Below are 17,673 nucleotides of genomic sequence, written 5' to 3' on the forward strand. Positions count from 1 at the left end.
TGGTGAACACGATCAGCAGCGCGGCCAGGATGACGCCGTTGAGCGCCTCGGCAGCGGCGGCCCGGCCTACGGGTGGTCCTGGCCCCTGGTGTTCCTCGGCCAGCTGATGGTCGCCCTGTGCTTCTGCGAGCTGGCGGCGCGCTTCCCGGTCGCCGGCTCGATCTACAACTGGACCAAGCGCCTGACCAGCCCGCACGTCGCGTGGTTGGCCGGGTGGACGATGCTGACGGCCTCGATCGTGTCGATCGCTGCGGTCGCGCTGGCCCTGCAGGCGACGCTGCCGCAGCTCTGGTCGGGCTTCCAGTTCATCCCGATGAGCGAACCCGACGACACCGCCGCTCAGGCGCTCAACGGCGTCATCCTCGCCGCCCTGCTCATCGTGTTCACCACCGCGATCAACGCCTTCGGCACGAAGCTCATGGCGCAGATCAACGCGACCGGGGTGGCCGTCGAGCTGGTCGCGGCCGTGGTGCTGATCATCCTGCTCGCGGTCAACATCATCCGACCGCCGTCGGTCGTGCTGTCCACCGGTGACATCGACACCGCCGGCCGACCCTTCGGCTACGCCGGGGCCTTCCTCGTCGCGATGTTCGCCTCGCTGTACGTCATGTACGGCTTCGACACCGCGTCGTCGCTGGCCGAGGAATCGCACGACCCGCGTCGCAACGCCCCGAAGGCGATCCTCCGCGCGCTGTTCTTCTCGTTCCTGCTCGGCGGGCTGATCCTGCTGTTCGCCCTCATGTCGGCCCCGGACCTCGCCGACCCGGCCTTCAGCTCCCTGGGCGGTCTCCAGGCGCTGATCCTCGTCGTGCTCGGCGGCACCACGGGGTCGGTGATCCTCGTGGCGGTGGTCATCGCGGTCATCGTGTGCGCTCTGGCCGTCCACGCCGCCGCGATCCGGCTGGCGTTCGCAATGAGCCGCGACAACAACCTGCCCGCCGGCGCCACGCTGTGCACGATCAACCCGCGGTTCGGGACGCCGCTGGTGGCGTCGGTCGCGATCGGCGTGGTCGCGATCGTGCTGCTGTTCGTGACGTTCAGCCCGCAGATCTACACCGTGGTCACCTCGATCGCGATCATCATGATCTACACGGCCTACCTGCTCGTGACAGTACCGATGCTGGTCAAGCGCCTCCGCGGGCAGTGGGAGCCGCGTGAGGGAGCGTTCTCGCTGGGCCGCTGGGGGATCCCCGTCAACATCCTCGCCGTCCTCTGGGGCGGGGTGATGACGGTGAACCTGGCCTGGCCGCGCAACGAGGTCTACAACGCCTCCGAGCCCTTCCACTGGTACCTGCAGTACGGCGGCATCCTGCTGCCGGGGGTGATCCTCGGCGCCGGGTTCGCCTACTACTGGGCCGTGCAGCGTCACAAGACGGGGGTCGTCGCCGCCCATGCGCGCGAGGAGACCACCGCACCCGCCACCGACACCGCCCTCGGGGAGGTCTGACATGTCGGAACCGTCGTTCCCGGCCGAGTTCGACTACGTCGTCGTCGGCGGCGGCACCGCGGGGTGCGCCGTTGCGTCCCGGCTCTCCGAGGACGCCGACGCGTCGGTGTGCCTGATCGAGGCGGGCCCGTCCGACGTCGGCGACGACGCCATCCTCGACCTCTCCCGCTGGATGGAGCTGCTCGAGTCCGGCTACGACTGGGACTACCCGATCGAGCCGCAGGACAGTGGGAACTCCTGGATGCGCCACGCCCGCGCGAAGGTCCTCGGCGGGTGCTCGTCGCACAACTCCGCGATCGCGTTCTGGGCGCCGAAGGAGAACCTCGACGACTGGGCGGCGTCGGGGGCGGCGGGGTGGAGCGCGGCGGAGTGCTACCCCTTCTACCGCAAGCTCGAGACCGCGCTGGACACCACCGAGGAGGCCGAGCCGCCCGGCCGCGGCACCGACGGCCCGGTGACCATCCGCACCGTCGGGGACCAGGACCCGTGCGGGGAGGCCCTCCTGGCCGCGTGCGAGCAGGTCGGGCTCCCGACGACGCCGTTCAACACCGGCCGCACCGTCGTCCGCGGCGCCAACTGGTTCCAGGTCAACGCCAACCCCGACGGCACCCGCTCCTCGGCGTCGACGGCCTACATCCACCCGAACCTCGGGCGCCCGAACCTCACCGTGCTCACCGGCTACCGCGCCGAGAAGCTGACCTTCGACGTGAGCGGGTCCCGCCCGCGCGCGACCGGCGCCCGGCTGCGCACTCCGGACACCCGTCACGCCGTCGAGGTCACCGCCCGGCGGGAGACGATCCTCTCGGCCGGCGCCATCGACGGGCCGAAGCTGCTCATGCTCTCCGGCATCGGGCCGGCGTCGCACCTGCGCGACGTCGGCATCGAGGTGCTCGTCGACGCGCCCGGGGTGGGGGAGAACCTGCAGGACCACCCCGAGGGCCTCGTCCAGTGGGAGGCGCTGCAGCCGATGCCCACCGCGTCGACGCAGTGGTGGCAGATCGGGATCTTCGCCGGCTCGGAGGGCCGCGCGACGCCCGACCTGATGTTCCACTACGGGTCGGTGCCGTTCGACCTCAACATCGTGCGCTACGGCTACCCCACTTCCGACAACACGTTCTGCCTCACGCCGAACGTCACCGGGGCGCAGTCGAAGGGCACCGTGCGGCTCTCGTCGCGGGACTTCCACGACAAGCCGAAGGTCGATCCGCGGTACTTCACCCACGAGCACGACCGCGACGTCATGATCCGCGGGATCCGGGTGGCGCGCGAGATCGCGGCGGCGCCGGCGCTGGAGGAGTGGGTGGGCAAGGAGCTCGCCCCGGGTGACGCGGCGAGCGACGAGGAGCTCTTCGAGTACATCCGCACCACCCACAACACCGTCTACCACCCCTCGTGCACGGTGAAGATGGGTGCCGACGACGACGCGCTGGCGCCGGTGACGCCGACGCTGCGGCTGCGCGGGGTGGACGCGCTGCGGGTGGCCGACGGCTCGGTGATGCCGGACCTCATCACGGTCAACCCCTGCATCACCACGATGATGATCGGCGAGCGGTGTGCCGACTTCATCCGTCGCGGGGTCTGATCCGGCCCAACCCGGTCAGCGAGGGCCCGGTCCCGCCGCGCGGTGATCACCCCTAGGGTCGCCCTCGGCGAGAGGGGGCCGGCGTGGGCTCGGACGTGATCGACGGCGTGGTGCGGACCGATCGCTATCCGCTCGACGAGCCCGGGTCGCCGGCCTGGTCCGCCGTCGTCGACCGCGCGCGGCGGGAGCTGCGCGCGGTCGGCGCGACGGTGCTGCGCGACGTCGTCCGCCCCGACCTGGCGGAGCGGCTGCGCGCCGAGAGCGACGCCGTGGCGCCCGCCGCGCACACGGCCACGGCGCAGGTCAACGTCTACAACACCGACCCGGACCCGACGCTGCCCGCGCGCCACCCGGCCCGCGTCGCCCTGACCCGCCGGAACGCCTTCGTGGCCCGGGACCGGATCCCCGCCGACCACCTCGTCCAGCGTCTCTACGAGCACCCCGGCTTCCGGGCCCTGCTCGCGGCGTGCTTCGAGCTCGACGAGGTCCATCCGCTCGCCGACCCGTACTCCGGGCTCACCCTCAACGTCGTCGCACCCGGCGACGACCACCCGTGGCACTTCGACACCAACGAGATCGCGGTCAGCCTCCTCACCCGGGAGCCCGAGGCGGGCGGGACCTTCGAGTACTGCCCCGGCATCCGGGCGCCGAGCGAGGAGAACCTCGCCGGGGTGCGGGCCGTGCTCGACGGCGACTGCGGTCCGGTCCGGTCCCTGGCGCTGCGGCCCGGCGACCTCCAGCTCTTCCGGGGGCGGTTCGCGCTGCACCGCGTCACTCCGGTGGCCGGCGCGTCGCCGCGCCACACCGCGATCTTCGCCTACAGCGACCGGCCGGGGGTCGTGGGCTCACCGGCCCGTACCCGCCAGCTCTTCGGCCGTGTCGACCCCCTCCACCTCGCGGCGGCGTCGGTGCGCTCCGACACGCTGTTGGACTGAGCCGCCCGACTCCCCGAACCCGAGGACCTCCATGAGCGACGCCGCCACCACTGTCGGCACCTTCGACGCCGAGGACGACCTGCCCCACGTGCCCGTGCCGGCGCTGGCCGACAGCGCCCAGGGGTTCCTCGAGTGGTGCTCCCCGCTGCTCGACCCCGAGCAGCTGGGGGAGACCCGCGCGGCCGTCGAGCAGCTCGTACGCGCCGACGGGCCCGGGCCGGTGCTGCAGGCCGCGCTGGAGGCCTACGACGCGGCGCCGACCACCCACAGCTGGCTCGACGACTTCTGGGAGTCCCGCTACCTCGGGCGCCGCGACCGCATCGCGCTCAACGCGAACTTCTTCTTCCTCTTCACCGAGCCGACCGACCCCGCCGATCAGGACCAGGCCGGCCGCGCGGCTGCGCTGGTCCTGGGCGCCCTGGACCACAAGCACCGGGTCGACACCGGGACGCTGCCGCCGGCCACCCGCCGCGGCGCGCCGATGACGATGGACCAGCACAAGTTCCTGTTCTCGGCCACCCGCATCCCGGGCGAGGAGCAGGACACCGCCCGCACGCCCTACACCGACGACTGGCCCGGGCCGTCGACCGAGCGGCACATCGTCGTATTCGTCCGGGGCCACGCGTTCCGGCTCGACGTGCTCGGCCCGGACGGCGCTCCGCACTCCGCCTCCGAGATCGCCGACGCCCTGCGGGCGCTGCGGTCGGGCGTCGAGACGCGCGGCGCCGGCGTCGGGTCGCTGACGACGAAGGCCCGGGCCGCGTGGGCGGCGAGCCGGCGCGCCCTGCTCGAGGAGCACCCGGACAACGCGGCGGCGCTCGAGGTCGTCGAGACGGCCCTGTTCTGCGTCAGCCTCGAGGAGGGCGCGCCCGCCGACGACCTGGCCCGCGGCAAGCAGCTCCTCGCCGGCGACAGCGCCAACCGCTGGTTCGACAAGGCGGTCACCTTCGTCGTCTTCGCCGACGGCGCGGCCGGTATCAACACCGAGCACTGCCGCCTCGACGGCACCACCGTGCTCGCCCTCGTCGACGGCATCTTCGGCGAGACCACCGCGGCCCACGCGGAGCGGCTGGGTGCCCGCGCGCAGGGCGAGCCGGCCGCGAGCGAGGTGGCGTTCGTGCTCACCGACGAGCGGGCCGCCGACATCCGCGACGCCGCCGCCGACTTCACCGCGTTCGCCGACTCGGTGGCCACCCAGGTGGTCGTGTTCGACGAGCACGGCAGCGACCGCGCCAAGCAGCTCGGGGTGTCCCCGGACGCGTTCGCGCAGCTCTCCTACCAACTCGCCCACCGGCGCGCGAAGGGCTTCGTCGGGGCCACCTACGAGTCGATCGCGACCCTGCAGTTCCACCACGGCCGCACCGAGGCGATGCGCGTGGTGACGCCCGAGATCCTCGCGTTCACGGCGGCGATGGACGACCCCGACGCCGACGACGAGGCCCGCCGTACCGCCTTCGACGCCGCCGCCCAGGCCCACGGGCAGCGGGCGCGCGCCTGCCAGGCCGGTGAGGCCCCCGAACAGCACCTCTGGGAGCTCTCGCTCATCCAGCAGCGCCGGGGGGCCGAGCTCGGTGCGACGGAGCCGCTCGCGGTCGTCGACTCCCCGGGGTGGCGCATCATGCGCGACGACTACATGTCGACCAGCTCGGCTCCCTCCGTGAACGTGCGGCTCTTCGGCTTCGGCTCGACGAGCACCCACTGCATCGGCGTCGCGTACGTCCTGCTGCCCGAGCGGTGGATCGTGCACCTGAGCACGCCCGCGGAGGTGGGGGAGCAGATGGAGCGGTTCGCCTCGGAGCTGCGCGGGGCCGTGGACGACCTGACGGCGCTGCTCTCCGGTCGGTGAGGCGGCGCCCGGCGGCTGCGGCCGAGCTGCCCGCGGGCGAGCCCGGGTGACGGTGATCGCCACCCGGCACGAACGGCGGCGAGCATCGTGCTCCACCCACCCGCGGACGAGGTGCCGGACCCGGTCGGAGCGGGTGCGGCGGCAGCGGCCGACGGCGTCCCCGAAGGCTCGACACCCCCGAGGGGGACCGGGCGGGCCGGCGCGTGGCGGGCTTGCGATCCTGTCGGGCATGCGGGACCTGCTCTGGTCGACCTTCCTGCCCTGGGTGCGCGTGCCCGGCACGCCGACCTATCGCCGGCTGGCCGAGGAGGCCGTCCCCCCGGACCTCCCCGGCTACCGCCCGTACGACGCCGGGCACGAGCCGCCGGGTGCGACGGCCGACGAGACCCGGGCGCGCTCGGTGCAGGCCCGGATCCTCGCGGCCGAGGACGCCCGGGTCGCCGAGATCACCGCGCTGCTCGACCGGCTCGCGCTCGAGCACGGTCCCGAGGCCGATGCCTGGGACGCGATCGGGGCGTGGCTGGCGGCACGGCCGACGGACCACGCCTCACCGTCGCTCGTCCTCGACCTCGGGCTGCTGCTCGGACGGCGGGTGCTCGACCTGCGGCCGGAGGCATGCTGGGAGCCCGACGACGTCGGGCCCCACGCCTATCCGCTGGTGGTCCTCGGGTCGACGGTGATCGCGGTGCCGCTGCAGGCCGTCGAGCACGCCGGGCCCGACCTCGGGGCGGTCCTCCGGCACGCGCTCGAGGCGCAGGACGAGGACGACCTCGAGGACGACCTCGAGCCGCAGCTCGACCCGCCGTCGTCGTGAGCCGGCCCCGGACGCACGAACGGCCGGTCCATCACCCTCGAAGGTGACGAACCGGCTGTTCGTCCGGAACCGGGCGGGGCTCAGCCCACTACCGATCAGCCCACTACCGATCAGCCCAGCATCTTGCGGAGCACGAAGGGCAGGATGCCGCCGTTGAGGTAGTACTGCGCCTCACCGGGGGTGTCGATGCGCAGCCGCGCGTCGAACTCGATCGCGTCCCCGCCGCCGTCGGGCGTCGCCGTCACGTGCACCGTGTCGGGCACACCGCCGTCGTTGAGCGCCGTGACCCCGGAGATCGAGAACGTCTCGGTGCCGGCCAGGCCCAGCGAGTCGGCGTTCTCGCCCTCCGGGAACTGCAGCGGCAGCACGCCCATCCCGACGAGGTTCGAGCGGTGGATGCGCTCGTAGGACTCGGCGATCACGGCGCGGACACCGAGCAGCGTCGTGCCCTTGGCCGCCCAGTCGCGCGACGAGCCCGAGCCGTACTCCTTGCCCGCCAGCACCACGAGCGGGGTGCCCTCGGCGGCGTAGTTCTGCGCCGCGTCGTACACCGGGGCCTGCTCGCCGCCCTGGGTGTAGTCGGCGGTGAAGCCGCCCTGGTCGAGCGACCCGCCGTCCCCGGTGGGCAGCAGGTTGCGCAGCCGGATGTTGGCGAAGGTGCCGCGGATCATCACCTCGTGGTTGCCGCGGCGCGAGCCGTAGGAGTTGAAGTCCTTGCGCTCGACGCCGTGCTCCTTGAGGTACCGACCGGCCGGCGAGTCCTCCTTGATGGACCCGGCGGGGGAGATGTGGTCGGTGGTCACCGAGTCGCCCAGCTTCAGCAGCACCCGGGCGCCGTCGATGTCCGAGACCGCCGAGGGCTCGCGGTCCATGCCCTCGAAGTACGGGGGCTTGCGGACGTAGGTGGAGCCCTCGTCCCAGGTGAAGGTCTCGCCCTCGGGGGTGGGCAGCGAGGTCCAGCGCTCGTCGCCGGCGAAGACGTCGGCGTAGTCCTCGGTGTACTGCTCCGGGGAGAGCGCCGAGGCGATGACGTCCTGGATCTCCTGCGGCGAGGGCCAGATGTCGTCGAGGGTCACCGGGTTGCCCTCGGTGTCGTACCCGAGCGGCTCGGTGGCGAGGTCGAGATCCATGGTCCCGGCGAGCGCGTAGGCCACCACCAGCGGCGGGCTGGCCAGGTAGTTCATCTTGACGTCGGGGTTGATGCGGCCCTCGAAGTTGCGGTTGCCCGAGAGGACCGCGGCGGCGGCGAGGTCCTCGTCGTTGATCGCCTTCGAGATCTCCTCGGGCAGCGGCCCGGAGTTCCCGATGCAGGTGGTGCAGCCGTAGCCGACCAGGTTGAACCCGAGCTTCTCGAGGTAGGGCAGCAGCCCGGAGCGCTCGTAGTAGTCCATGACGACCTTCGAGCCGGGCGCCAGCGACGTCTTCACCCACGGACGCCGCTCGAGCCCCTTCTCGACGGCGTTGCGGGCCAGCAGGGCCGCGCCGACCATCACCGACGGGTTCGAGGTGTTGGTGCACGAGGTGATCGCGGCGATCGTCACGGCGCCGTGGTCGAGTTCGAGCTGGGTGCCGTCGGAGAGGGTCACCGGGGTCGGGTGGGACGCGCGGCCGCCCGGGTCGACGGGCTGACGGTGGACCTGCGGACGGTCGGCGTCGCCGTTGGGGTGCTCCGCGGGCGGGTCGGAGGCCGGGAAGGACTCGCTGTCGGACTCCTCGGACTGGCTGCGCGCCGAGCCGTCGTCGTCGACGTAGTCCGGCAGCGACGCGCGGAACGACTCCTTGGCGGCGTCGAGCGCGATGCGGTCCTGTGGGCGCTTGGGGCCGGCGATGCTCGGCACCACGGTCGAGAGGTCCAGCGAGAGCGTCTCGGAGTAGTCGGCCTCGTGCGCCGGGTCGTGCCAGAGGCCCTGCTCCTTGCAGTAGGCCTCGACGAGGGCGACCTGGGCGTCGTCGCGACCCGTGAAGCGCAGGTAGTTCAGCGTCTCGTCGTCGATCGGGAAGATCGCGCAGGTGGAGCCGAACTCCGGGCTCATGTTGCCGATCGTGGCGCGGTTGGCCAGCGGCACCGCGCCGACGCCCTCGCCGTAGAACTCGACGAACTTCCCGACGACGCCGTGCTCGCGCAGCATCTCGGTGATCGTCAGCACGAGGTCGGTGGCGGTGGCGCCTGCGGGCAGCTCCCCGGAGAGCTGGAACCCGACGACCTTGGGGATGAGCATCGACACCGGCTGGCCGAGCATCGCGGCCTCGGCCTCGATGCCGCCGACGCCCCAGCCGAGCACGCCCAGGCCGTTGACCATGGTGGTGTGCGAGTCGGTCCCGACCAGCGTGTCGGGGTAGGCCTGCAGCGTGCCGCCGACCTCGCGGCTCATGACGACGCGGGCCAGGTGCTCGATGTTGACCTGGTGCACGATGCCGGTGCCGGGCGGGACGACCTTGAACTCGTTGAAGGCGGTCTGGCCCCAGCGCAGGAACTTGTAGCGCTCCTCGTTGCGCTGGTACTCCAGCTCCACGTTGCGCTCGAACGCGTCCGGCGTCCCGAACAGGTCGGCGACGACGGAGTGGTCGATGACCAGCTCGGCGGGCGCGAGCGGGTTGACGTTCTCAGCGTCACCACCGAGCTCGGTGACCGCCTCGCGCATGGTGGCGAGGTCGACGATGCAGGGCACGCCGGTGAAGTCCTGCATCACGACGCGGCCCGGCACGTACTGGATCTCGGTGTCCGGCTCGGCGGTGGGGTCCCACTGCGCCAGCGCCCGGATCGAGTCCCCGGTGGTGACCAGGCCGTCCTCGGTGCGCAGGAGGTTCTCGAGGAGCACCTTGAGGCTGAACGGCAGGCGCTGCGAGCCCTCCACCGCGTTCAACCGGAAGATCTCGTAGGTGGTCCCGCCGACCTCGAGGGTCCCGCGGGCCCCGAAGCTGTCGACGCTGCTGGCCTCTTCGCTCACGCCTGTCCTCCCTGGTGGGGCGGACCCGTGGTGGGGGCCCGGCCCGGCTGCTCTGCTCGGCCCGAGTGCGAGCCGGTTCGGGTGTGGGCCGACCGGGGTGTGGTGGTACGCCGACCGGTCGATCCGCGGGGTGCGTCGCGCTCCGCTCCACGCGGAGACGGCCCCGTCCTGCGGGGAGTCTCGCGCACGGTCACCGGCGGCGCACCCGCACCCCCGGACCTGCACCTTCCAGGTTACGACGATCACGTCCGGCGGTCGGGGTGCCGCGTCTCACCCTCGGGATCGGGACACGCCCACCGCGGTGTGGTGCCACCGTTCCACCAGGTCGGGGTGATCCACTCGCGTCGGTGACCGGGGGGAGGGACGGCGTGGCGCGAGCGGTCGGGCGCACCGTCACGGGCCTCGTCGCGTGCGTGCTCGCGCTGACGGTCTCGACGACCGTCCCGGCGGCCGCGCAGCCGACCCCGCCCCCGCCCCCACCGCCGTCGAGCGGCACCGCCGCCGAGGGCGCGGAGGTCGGGCGCCTCGTCGCCCAGCTCTCGACGCTGCAGGGCCAACTCGACGACCTCGCCGACCAGGCCGGGAAGCGCCAGGAGCTGGCCAACCGCGCGATCGCCGACGACTCCGCCGCCCGCACCCGCGTCGACGCCACCCGCCGCGACGCCGCGACCGCCCGGGCCGCCGCCGACACCGTCGCCGCGGACGCCGAGGCCGCCCGCCGTCGGGTCGACACCTGGGTGGCCGCCCAGTACCAGCAGGCCGACGCCTCGAGCATCGCCGCCGCGCTGGCCGGCACCCACGGCCCGCAGGACGTCGCCGACCGGCTCCAGCTGCAGGGACTGGTCTCGAGCGAGCAGACCGCCGACCTCGAGGGTTACGAGCACGCCCGCGTCGACGCCGCGAACGCCGACTCCCGGGCCCGGGCCGCCGCCGCGCAGGCCGCCGACGCCGCCTCCCGCGCGGCCACCGCCCGCGACGCCGCCACCCGCGCGCTCGCGACCGCCCGCGCGGCCGTCGCCCAGCGCCGGCAGCAGATCGCCTCCGTCACCGACCAGCGCAACGCCGCCCAGGCCCGCCTGGCCGCCCTGCAGGCCTCCGACGCCGCGCTCGCCGCCCAGCGGCGCCGCGCCGAGGCGGCCCAGGTCGCCCAGCAGCAGGCCGCGGCGGCCGCCGACGCCGCCGCGCGGGACGCGGCCCGGGCCCGTCTGGCCCGCGCTCCCGCCCCGGCCGTCACCACCCCGTCGCCGACGCCGCCGTCGGGCTCGACCGGGTCGGCGGCGCCGGACCGGGTGCAGGCCGTCCTCGACCGGGCGCTCTCCGAGCTCGGCACGACCTACGCCTGGGGCGGGGGCGACGCGGACGGGCCCACCCAGGGCATCCGCGACGGCGGGGTGGCGGACGCGTTCGGCGACTTCGACAAGGTCGGCTTCGACTGCTCGGGGCTGATGGTCTACGCGTTCGCGGGCGCGGGGATCACGCTGCCGCACTACAGCGGCTACCAGATCGATGCCGGCTCCAAGTTCCCCCTCGACCAGCGCAAGCCCGGCGACCTCCTCTTCTGGGCCGACGACGACGGCGTGCACCACGTGGCGCTCTACCTCGGCGACGACAAGATGGTGGAGGCCCCGGAGTCGGGGAAGGTCGTGCGGATCGCCCCGGTCCGGTTCGACGACGAGATCGTCCCGACGGTGACCCGGCTGCTCGGGTGAGCCGCCCTCACCGGGGTCTCACGCCGCCCTTCTTTCCCTGGGTGCCGGCGGGCCTCGGGCCGCGCAGGGTGTCGGGGACGGTCGGTACGGTCACGCCGACAGCGCGGACACGGATGCGGAGGGCACTCGGTGAGCGAGCAGCAAGGGCCGGACACCCCGGCGCACGACGCCGAGCAGCTCGAGCGCACCGTGCTCGAGGTCAAGCGGGTGATCGTCGGCCAGGATCGCCTGGTCGAGCGGATGCTCGTCGGCCTCCTCGCGCGCGGGCACCTGCTGCTCGAGGGCGTGCCGGGCGTGGCCAAGACCCTCGCCGTCGAGACGTTCGCGCGGGTGGTCGGCGGGTCGTTCGCCCGCATCCAGTTCACGCCCGACCTGGTGCCCTCGGACATCCTCGGTACCCGGATCTACCGGCAGGGCCGCGAGGAGTTCGACGTCGAGCTCGGGCCCGTCGTCTCGAACTTCGTGCTGGCCGACGAGATCAACCGCGCGCCGGCGAAGGTGCAGTCGGCGATGCTCGAGGTCATGGCCGAGCGGCACGTGTCGATCGGCGGGGTCAGCCACCCGATGCCCGACCCGTTCCTGGTCCTCGCCACCCAGAACCCCATCGAGAACGAGGGCGTCTACCCGCTGCCCGAGGCCCAGCGCGACCGGTTCCTCTTCAAGATCCTCGTGGAGTACCCCACGGCCGACGAGGAGCGCGAGATCGTCTACCGGATGGGGGTGCACCCGCCGGAGCCGCACACCCTGCTCGACCCGGGGGAGCTGCGCCGCCTGCAGGAGGTCGCCTCGCAGGTGTTCGTGCACCACGCGCTCGTCGACTACGTGGTCCGCCTGGTCGTGGCCACCCGCGCGCCCGGGGAGCACGGCATGGCCGACGTCGAGGGCTGGGTGGCCTACGGCGCCTCGCCCCGCGCCTCGCTCGGCATCATCTCCGGCGCCCGGGCCCTGGCCCTGGTGCGCGGGCGGGACTACGTGCTTCCCCAGGACGTCGTCGACATCGCCCCCGACGTGCTGCGCCACCGCCTCGTCCTCTCCTACGACGCGCTCGCCGACGGCGTCCCGGTCGACCACGTGGTCACCCGGCTGCTGCAGACGGTGCCGCTCCCGCAGGTCAGCGCTCGCCCGGTCGCGGTCTCCGGGCCGGCGGCGCAGGCCCCGCAGCACGCCGGGCCGGCACCGGGCCGCCAGGCGGCGGCCGGCTCGTGAACGGCGAGGAGCCCCCGCCGCGGATGGCGTGGTGGCCGCGGCTGCTCGGGCGCCTCGGCGTGGCCGAGGACCCGGGCGCTCCCGACGACGGACCGGGTCCCGACGCCGGGTCCGGTGCGGCCGGGTCCTCGGCCGCGCGGGGCGCCGGAGAACACGTGCCCGACGAGCCGGGCGGCGGCGTGGGTGCGCCGCTGCCCGGCCGTCCGCCCCGCGAGGGCCGTGGCGCCGAGCCGTACCCGCCGAGCCTCGCGCCCGGCGGCGAGCACCTCGACGCGGCCCTGCGCACGCTGGAGCTGACGGTTCGGCGGCGCCTCGACGGGCTGCTGCAGGGCAACCATCTCGGCCTGGTCCCCGGGCCGGGGTCCGAGGCGGGGGACGCGCGGGTCTACCAGCCCGGCGACGACGTGCGCCGCATGGACTGGTCGGTCACCGCGCGCACCTCCGAGCCCCACATCCGGGAGACCATCGCCGACCGGGAGCTGGAGACCTGGCTCGTCGTCGACCTCTCCCCGAGCCTCGACTTCGGCACCGGCGGCTGCGAGAAGCGTGACCTCGCGGTGGCGGCGTGCGCGGCCGTCGTGCACCTCACCCGGGGCGGCGGCAACCGCGTCGGGGCGATCGTGGCCACCGGGGCCGGGGCGGGCGGAGCGACGGGGAACCGGTCCGACCTGGTGCGCCTCCCGGCGCGCGGCGGCACGGTCCACGCCCACGCGCTGATGCGCCGCATCGCGCAGACCCCGCGGGCCCCCGAGGGCACGCGCGGCGACCTGGTCGGTGCCCTCGAGGCGCTGCGCAACCCACCCCGCCGGCGCGGCCTCGCCGTCGTGATCTCGGACTTCCTCGGCGACGTCGACTGGGACCGGGTGCTGCGCGGGCTCGCGGTGCGCCACGACGTCCTCGCGATCGAGGTGGGGGACCAGCGCGACGAGGAGTTGCCCGACGTCGGCACCGTCGTGCTCGCCGACCCCGAGTCCGGGCACAGCCGCGAGGTCACGACGACGCCCACGCTGCGCCGCCGCTTCGCCGCCGAGGCCGCGGCCCACCGGGACCGGGTCGCCGCCGCACTGCGCGGCGCGGGCGCGGGGCACCTGCGGCTGCGCACCGACCGGGACTGGATCGCCGACGTGGTGCGCTTCGTGGTCGCCCGCAAGCGGGGCTGGTCGGGGCAGGGCACGACGGCGGTCTCCGGGTCCGGGGTGCAGACCGGACTCCGGTCGGGGAGGAGCTGAGCACCGTGTTCTCGCACCCGTGGTGGCTGCTCGCCCTGCTCGTCGTCGCCGGGCTCGCCGCGGCCTACGTCTGGAACGAGCGCCGGCGGCGCCGCAACACCATGCGCTTCACCAACCTCGGCGTGCTGGAGAAGATCGCGCCGAAGCGGCCGGGGCGGCTGCGGCACGCGCCGGTCGCACTGATCCTGGTGGCGCTGACCTGCCTCGTCATCGCCCTCGCCGGCCCGCTGGCCACCGAGCAGGTGCCCCGCAACCGGGCCACGGTCATGCTCGCCATCGACGTGTCGCTCTCGATGCGTGCCACCGACGTGACCCCGAGCCGGCTGCAGACCGCCGAGCAGGCCGCCACCGAGTTCGTCGACCAGCTCCCGCCCGGGATCAACCTCGGGCTGGTGTCGTTCGCGGGCACCGCGACGGTGCTGGTCTCGCCCACCCGGGACCGCGACACCGTCAAGCGCGCAATCTCGACCCTGCAGCTCGCCGAGTCGACCGCCACCGGCGAGGCGATCCAGGCCTGCCTGGCCGCCATCCGGTCGGTCGCCACCCAGATCCAGGGTCCGGAGCAGCCGCCGCCCGGCCGCATCATCCTGCTCTCGGACGGCAAGCAGACCATCCCGTCCGACCTGGAGGCTCCCCGCGGCGCGTTCACCGCGGCGGACCAGTCCAAGCAGCAGGGCGTGCCGATCTCCGCGATCTCGTTCGGCACCGACTACGGCGAGATCGAGATCGAGGGCCGGCCGGTGCCGGTCGCCGTCGCGGACTCCGACATGCAGGAGATCGCCCGCCGCTCCGGGGGCGACTTCTCCAAGGCCGCGAGCCAGCAGGACCTGCGCGCCACCTACGACACGCTGCGCGAACAGATCGGGTACGAGTCCCAGCAGGTCGACACCGGGGGCGACTGGCTCATGGCCGGCACGATCCTCGTGGTGATCGGGCTGGGCGCCGCGTTCGCCCTCGGTGCCCGGTTGCCCTGACGGGCTCGTGCGTGTGTTTCCGTGCTCAGGCACGGAAACACACGCACACGTGACGCAGTCACCACCGGTCGCCGCTACCCGGGGGTAGCCGATACCGTTCGCGCGCCGTTGCCCCCCGACGTTGGAGGAGATGCGTGAGCCGGGTCGTGCTCGTGACCGGAGGCAACCGGGGCATCGGCCTCGCCGTCGCGCGGGAGCTCGCCGAGGCGGGTCACACCGTCGTCGTCACCCATCGCAGCGGCGAGCCGCCCGAGGGCCTGCACGCCGTGCAGTGCGACGTCACCGACTCCGCGTCCGTCGACGCCGCGTTCGAGAAGGTGGAGAGCGAGCACGGGCCGGTCGAGGTGGTCGTCGCCAACGCCGGCATCACCCAGGACGGGCTGCTCATGCGCATGCCCGAGGACGCCTTCACCACGGTGCTCGACGCCAACCTCACCGGCGCCTTCCGGGTCACCCGGCGCGCGACCCGCGGGATGATGAAGGCCCGCTTCGGCCGGCTGATCTACATCTCGAGCGTCGTCGGCCTCATGGGCGCGCCCGGCCAGGTGAACTATGCGGCCTCGAAGGCCGGACTGATCGGCCTGGCGCGCTCGGTGGCGCGGGAGCTCGGCGGCCGCGGCGTGACCGCCAACGTCGTCGCCCCCGGCTACGTCGACACCGACATGACCGCCGACCTCACCGACACGCGGCGCGAGGAGATCCTCACCGCCGTGCCGGTCGGGCGGACGGCGAAGCCCGAGGAGATCGCGAAAGCGGTCGCGTTCCTCGCCTCCGACGACGCCGCCTACATCACCGGTGCCGTGCTGCCCGTCGACGGCGGCGTCGGCATGGGCCATTAGGTGCCTTCGGCACGTGAGCACTAATCCGTGTCGTAGGGCGGATTTCTGCTCACAGGCGCGGAGCGCACCTCACCATCGACCAGAGAAGGAGCACCCGTGGGGCTGCTGGACGGCAAGCGGATCCTGGTCACCGGGATCATCACCGACGCGTCGATCGCGTTCCACGTCGCCAAGGCGGCGCAGGAGGCCGGGGCGACGGTGGTGCTCACCGGGTTCGGCCGACTGTCGCTGGTCAAGCGGGTCGCGCAGCGGCTGCCGCAGGAGGCGCCGGTGATCGAGCTTGACGTGCAGAACCAGGAGCACCTCGACGGGCTCGCCGACCAGGTGCGTGAGCACGTCGACGGCCTCGACGGGGTGCTGCACTCGATCGCGTTCGCCCCGGCCTCCGCGCTGGGGGAGGGCGCGTTCCTCGAGGCGCCGTGGTCGGACGTGTCGACGGCGATCGAGGTGTCGGCCTACTCGCTCAAGTCGCTCGCCGTCGCGTGCCGGCCGCTGCTGACCCGCGGGTCGTCGATCGTCGGGATGGACTTCGACAACACCGTCGCCTGGCCCGCCTACGACTGGATGGGCGTCGCGAAGTCCGCGCTCGAGTCGACCACGCGCTACCTCGCCCGGGACCTCGGCCCCGACGGCATCCGCGTCAACCTCGTCGCCGCCGGCCCGCTCAAGACGATGGCCGCCAAGTCGATCCCCGGGTTCCAGTCCTTCGAGCAGGCCTGGACCGACCGCGCCCCGCTCGGCTGGGACCTCTCCGACCCGACGCCGGTCGCGAAGACCGCCTGCGCCCTCCTGTCCGACTGGCTCCCGAGCACGACCGGCGAGATGCTCCACGCCGACGGCGGGTTCCACGCGATCGGCGTCTGAACCGCAGCGATGGGCCACGACGAGCAGGAGATCCGCGAACTGGTCCACCGGTGGGCGGTCGCCGTGCACACGGGGGACATGGCCGGGGTGCTGGCCGACCACGCGCCGGACATCGTCATGTTCGACGTCCCGCCGCCGGAGCAGGGCGTGCGCGGGCTGGAGGCCTACGAGGAGACCTGGCCGGGGTTCTTCGCGTGGCAGGCGTCCGGGGCGGTGTTCGAGATCGAGTCGCTCGAGGTGACGGCCGGCGGGGACGTCGCGTACGCGTACGCCCTGTTGCGGTGCGGGACGCCCGCGGAGTTCGCCCGGGACCCGGAGAAGCGGCTGCGCCTCACCCTCGGGCTGCGGCGGGAGGACGGCCGCTGGGTGGTGGCGCACGAGCACCACTCGTTCACGGACGACTCCGAGCCCGCGGAGGACGCCTGAGATCAGGCCCGGACGTCGAACGGCCACACCCCGGCGGGCCAGGCCGTGCCCGTGAAGAGCAGCCGCCCGCCCGCGTACAGGCACACGAGCGCGACCGTGATCCAGAACAACTTCCAGATCACGGCGGGCAGCAGGTAGCGCCGCCCCATGACCGCGGCGTCGGAGCCGCCGTCCGTGGCCATGATGACCGCCGACCGGACGCCGCCGATGAGGAGCCACCAGATCACGACGATCGCGACCGTCACCTGCAGGAAGGTGCTGCCCCGCCACAGGACCAGGACGATTCCGGCGGCAGCGATGAGCGTGACGAGGTTCGCCAGACCATTGTGTGCGAACAGGAACGCCACGCCGAAGAGGAAGGCGGCCGAGGCCAGGATGCCCCAGGCGTTGCCGGCCACCAGAACTGCCGCTCCGGCCAGGCCGAGGAGCGGAGGCGTCAGGTACCCGGCGAGTCTGAGCACGAAGTCCCCGGGGCCCCAGCCGATCGCCCGGCCGTGATCCGTGCCGCCTCCGCCCCCGTCCTCCAGGTCGAAGTGCCGGAATCCCCAGAAGGTCAGGACCGAGAAGAACATGTGACCGCCCTCGTGGGCGACTGTGACGATGGAGCCCGCCCACGAGCCGGTGAACACCACCAGCAACAGGGCGATGAAGCCCGCGCCGTAGACCAAGGGCTGCCCGACCACGGACACCCCGATGAGATCGTCCATTCCGTACCCCCCTGAACGGCGCAGAGCCCCCTCGCACCGTGATGAAAGGTAAAGGCGATCACTCGTCCGAGCGATCGGCCATTCGGAGCAGTCCGGGGTCACACGTGGCAGGAACGCTGTGCCGGGGAACGATGGTGAGGTGAGCAC

At 73.3% G+C, this 17,673-nt stretch carries 14 protein-coding genes; 12 read left to right on the top strand and 2 right to left on the bottom strand.

Going from position 1 to position 17,673, the window contains the following annotated elements:
* The 5 genes from VGH76_RS11895 to VGH76_RS11915 all read left to right on the top strand — a co-directional run.
* Window positions 1-1,447 (top strand): APC family permease (locus VGH76_RS11895; protein WP_331556891.1); only part of this gene is annotated, 1,447 nt, incomplete at its 5' end.
* A 1-nt stretch (window position 1,448) separates the two neighbouring features.
* Window positions 1,449-3,029, top strand: coding sequence for a GMC family oxidoreductase (locus VGH76_RS11900; RefSeq protein WP_331556892.1), 1,581 nt, complete (start codon window positions 1,449-1,451; stop codon window positions 3,027-3,029).
* 83 nt (window positions 3,030-3,112) lie between these two features.
* Entirely contained in the window at window positions 3,113-3,964 is an 852-nt protein-coding gene (locus VGH76_RS11905; protein WP_331556893.1) for a HalD/BesD family halogenase, read from the top strand.
* Between the two features lie 31 nt (window positions 3,965-3,995).
* Window positions 3,996-5,810 (top strand): choline/carnitine O-acyltransferase, encoded by a 1,815-nt coding sequence (locus VGH76_RS11910; protein WP_331556894.1) that lies wholly within the window; start codon window positions 3,996-3,998, stop codon window positions 5,808-5,810.
* 229 nt (window positions 5,811-6,039) lie between these two features.
* Complete coding sequence (locus tag VGH76_RS11915) at window positions 6,040-6,624, top strand: hypothetical protein (protein ID WP_331556895.1); 585 nt, start codon at window positions 6,040-6,042, stop codon at window positions 6,622-6,624.
* A gap of 110 nt (window positions 6,625-6,734) precedes the next feature.
* Here VGH76_RS11915 and VGH76_RS11920 read toward each other — a convergent pair whose 3' ends face one another.
* Complete coding sequence (locus VGH76_RS11920) at window positions 6,735-9,572, bottom strand: aconitate hydratase (protein ID WP_331556896.1); 2,838 nt, start codon at window positions 9,570-9,572, stop codon at window positions 6,735-6,737.
* A gap of 368 nt (window positions 9,573-9,940) precedes the next feature.
* On the opposite strand from VGH76_RS11920, the gene VGH76_RS11925 reads away from it, so the two are divergent.
* The 7 genes from VGH76_RS11925 (at window position 9,941) to VGH76_RS11955 (ending at window position 16,819) form a co-directional block, all read left to right on the top strand.
* Entirely contained in the window at window positions 9,941-11,281 is a 1,341-nt protein-coding gene (locus VGH76_RS11925; protein WP_331556897.1) for an NlpC/P60 family protein, read from the top strand.
* A gap of 129 nt (window positions 11,282-11,410) precedes the next feature.
* A complete protein-coding gene (locus VGH76_RS11930; RefSeq protein WP_331556898.1) occupies window positions 11,411-12,487 on the top strand; it encodes a MoxR family ATPase in 1,077 nt (358 codons plus the stop codon).
* Between the two features lie 23 nt (window positions 12,488-12,510).
* Window positions 12,511-13,716 carry a DUF58 domain-containing protein gene (locus VGH76_RS11935; protein WP_331556899.1) on the top strand — a complete coding sequence of 402 codons (1,206 nt, stop codon included), beginning with the start codon at window positions 12,511-12,513 and terminating at the stop codon, window positions 13,714-13,716.
* A 5-nt stretch (window positions 13,717-13,721) separates the two neighbouring features.
* Complete coding sequence (locus VGH76_RS11940) at window positions 13,722-14,690, top strand: VWA domain-containing protein (RefSeq protein ID WP_414637714.1); 969 nt, start codon at window positions 13,722-13,724, stop codon at window positions 14,688-14,690.
* Between the two features lie 134 nt (window positions 14,691-14,824).
* Window positions 14,825-15,529, top strand: a complete 705-nt coding sequence (gene fabG / locus VGH76_RS11945) for a 3-oxoacyl-[acyl-carrier-protein] reductase (protein WP_331556900.1) — start codon at window positions 14,825-14,827, stop codon at window positions 15,527-15,529.
* 96 nt (window positions 15,530-15,625) lie between these two features.
* Window positions 15,626-16,393, top strand: a complete 768-nt coding sequence (gene fabI / locus VGH76_RS11950) for an enoyl-ACP reductase FabI (protein ID WP_331556901.1) — start codon at window positions 15,626-15,628, stop codon at window positions 16,391-16,393.
* Window positions 16,394-16,402: 9 nt separating this feature from the next.
* Window positions 16,403-16,819 (top strand): SgcJ/EcaC family oxidoreductase, encoded by a 417-nt coding sequence (locus tag VGH76_RS11955; RefSeq protein WP_331556902.1) that lies wholly within the window; start codon window positions 16,403-16,405, stop codon window positions 16,817-16,819.
* A gap of 2 nt (window positions 16,820-16,821) precedes the next feature.
* On the opposite strand, the gene VGH76_RS11960 is transcribed toward VGH76_RS11955, so the two are convergent.
* The gene (locus VGH76_RS11960) at window positions 16,822-17,526 is read right to left on the bottom strand and encodes a M50 family metallopeptidase (RefSeq protein ID WP_331556903.1); all 705 of its coding nucleotides are present in this window, start codon (window positions 17,524-17,526) and stop codon (window positions 16,822-16,824) included.
* Window positions 17,527-17,673: the final 147 nt, after the last annotated feature.

This window comes from Actinomycetospora sp. (assembly GCF_036497585.1).
Taxonomy (GTDB): domain Bacteria; phylum Actinomycetota; class Actinomycetes; order Mycobacteriales; family Pseudonocardiaceae; genus Actinomycetospora.

Bases quoted from the DNA above. Each gene is read 5' to 3' on its own strand.
- VGH76_RS11910 (WP_331556894.1), top strand. From the start codon at position 3,996: ATGAGCGACGCCGCCACCACTGTCGGCACCTTCGACGCCGAGGACGAC.
- VGH76_RS11935 (WP_331556899.1), top strand. From the start codon at position 12,511: ATGGCGTGGTGGCCGCGGCTGCTCGGGCGCCTCGGCGTGGCCGAGGAC.
- VGH76_RS11960 (WP_331556903.1), bottom strand. From the start codon at position 17,526: ATGGACGATCTCATCGGGGTGTCCGTGGTCGGGCAGCCCTTGGTCTAC.
- VGH76_RS11900 (WP_331556892.1), top strand. From the start codon at position 1,449: ATGTCGGAACCGTCGTTCCCGGCCGAGTTCGACTACGTCGTCGTCGGC.
- VGH76_RS11915 (WP_331556895.1), top strand. From the start codon at position 6,040: ATGCGGGACCTGCTCTGGTCGACCTTCCTGCCCTGGGTGCGCGTGCCC.
- VGH76_RS11955 (WP_331556902.1), top strand. From the start codon at position 16,403: ATGGGCCACGACGAGCAGGAGATCCGCGAACTGGTCCACCGGTGGGCG.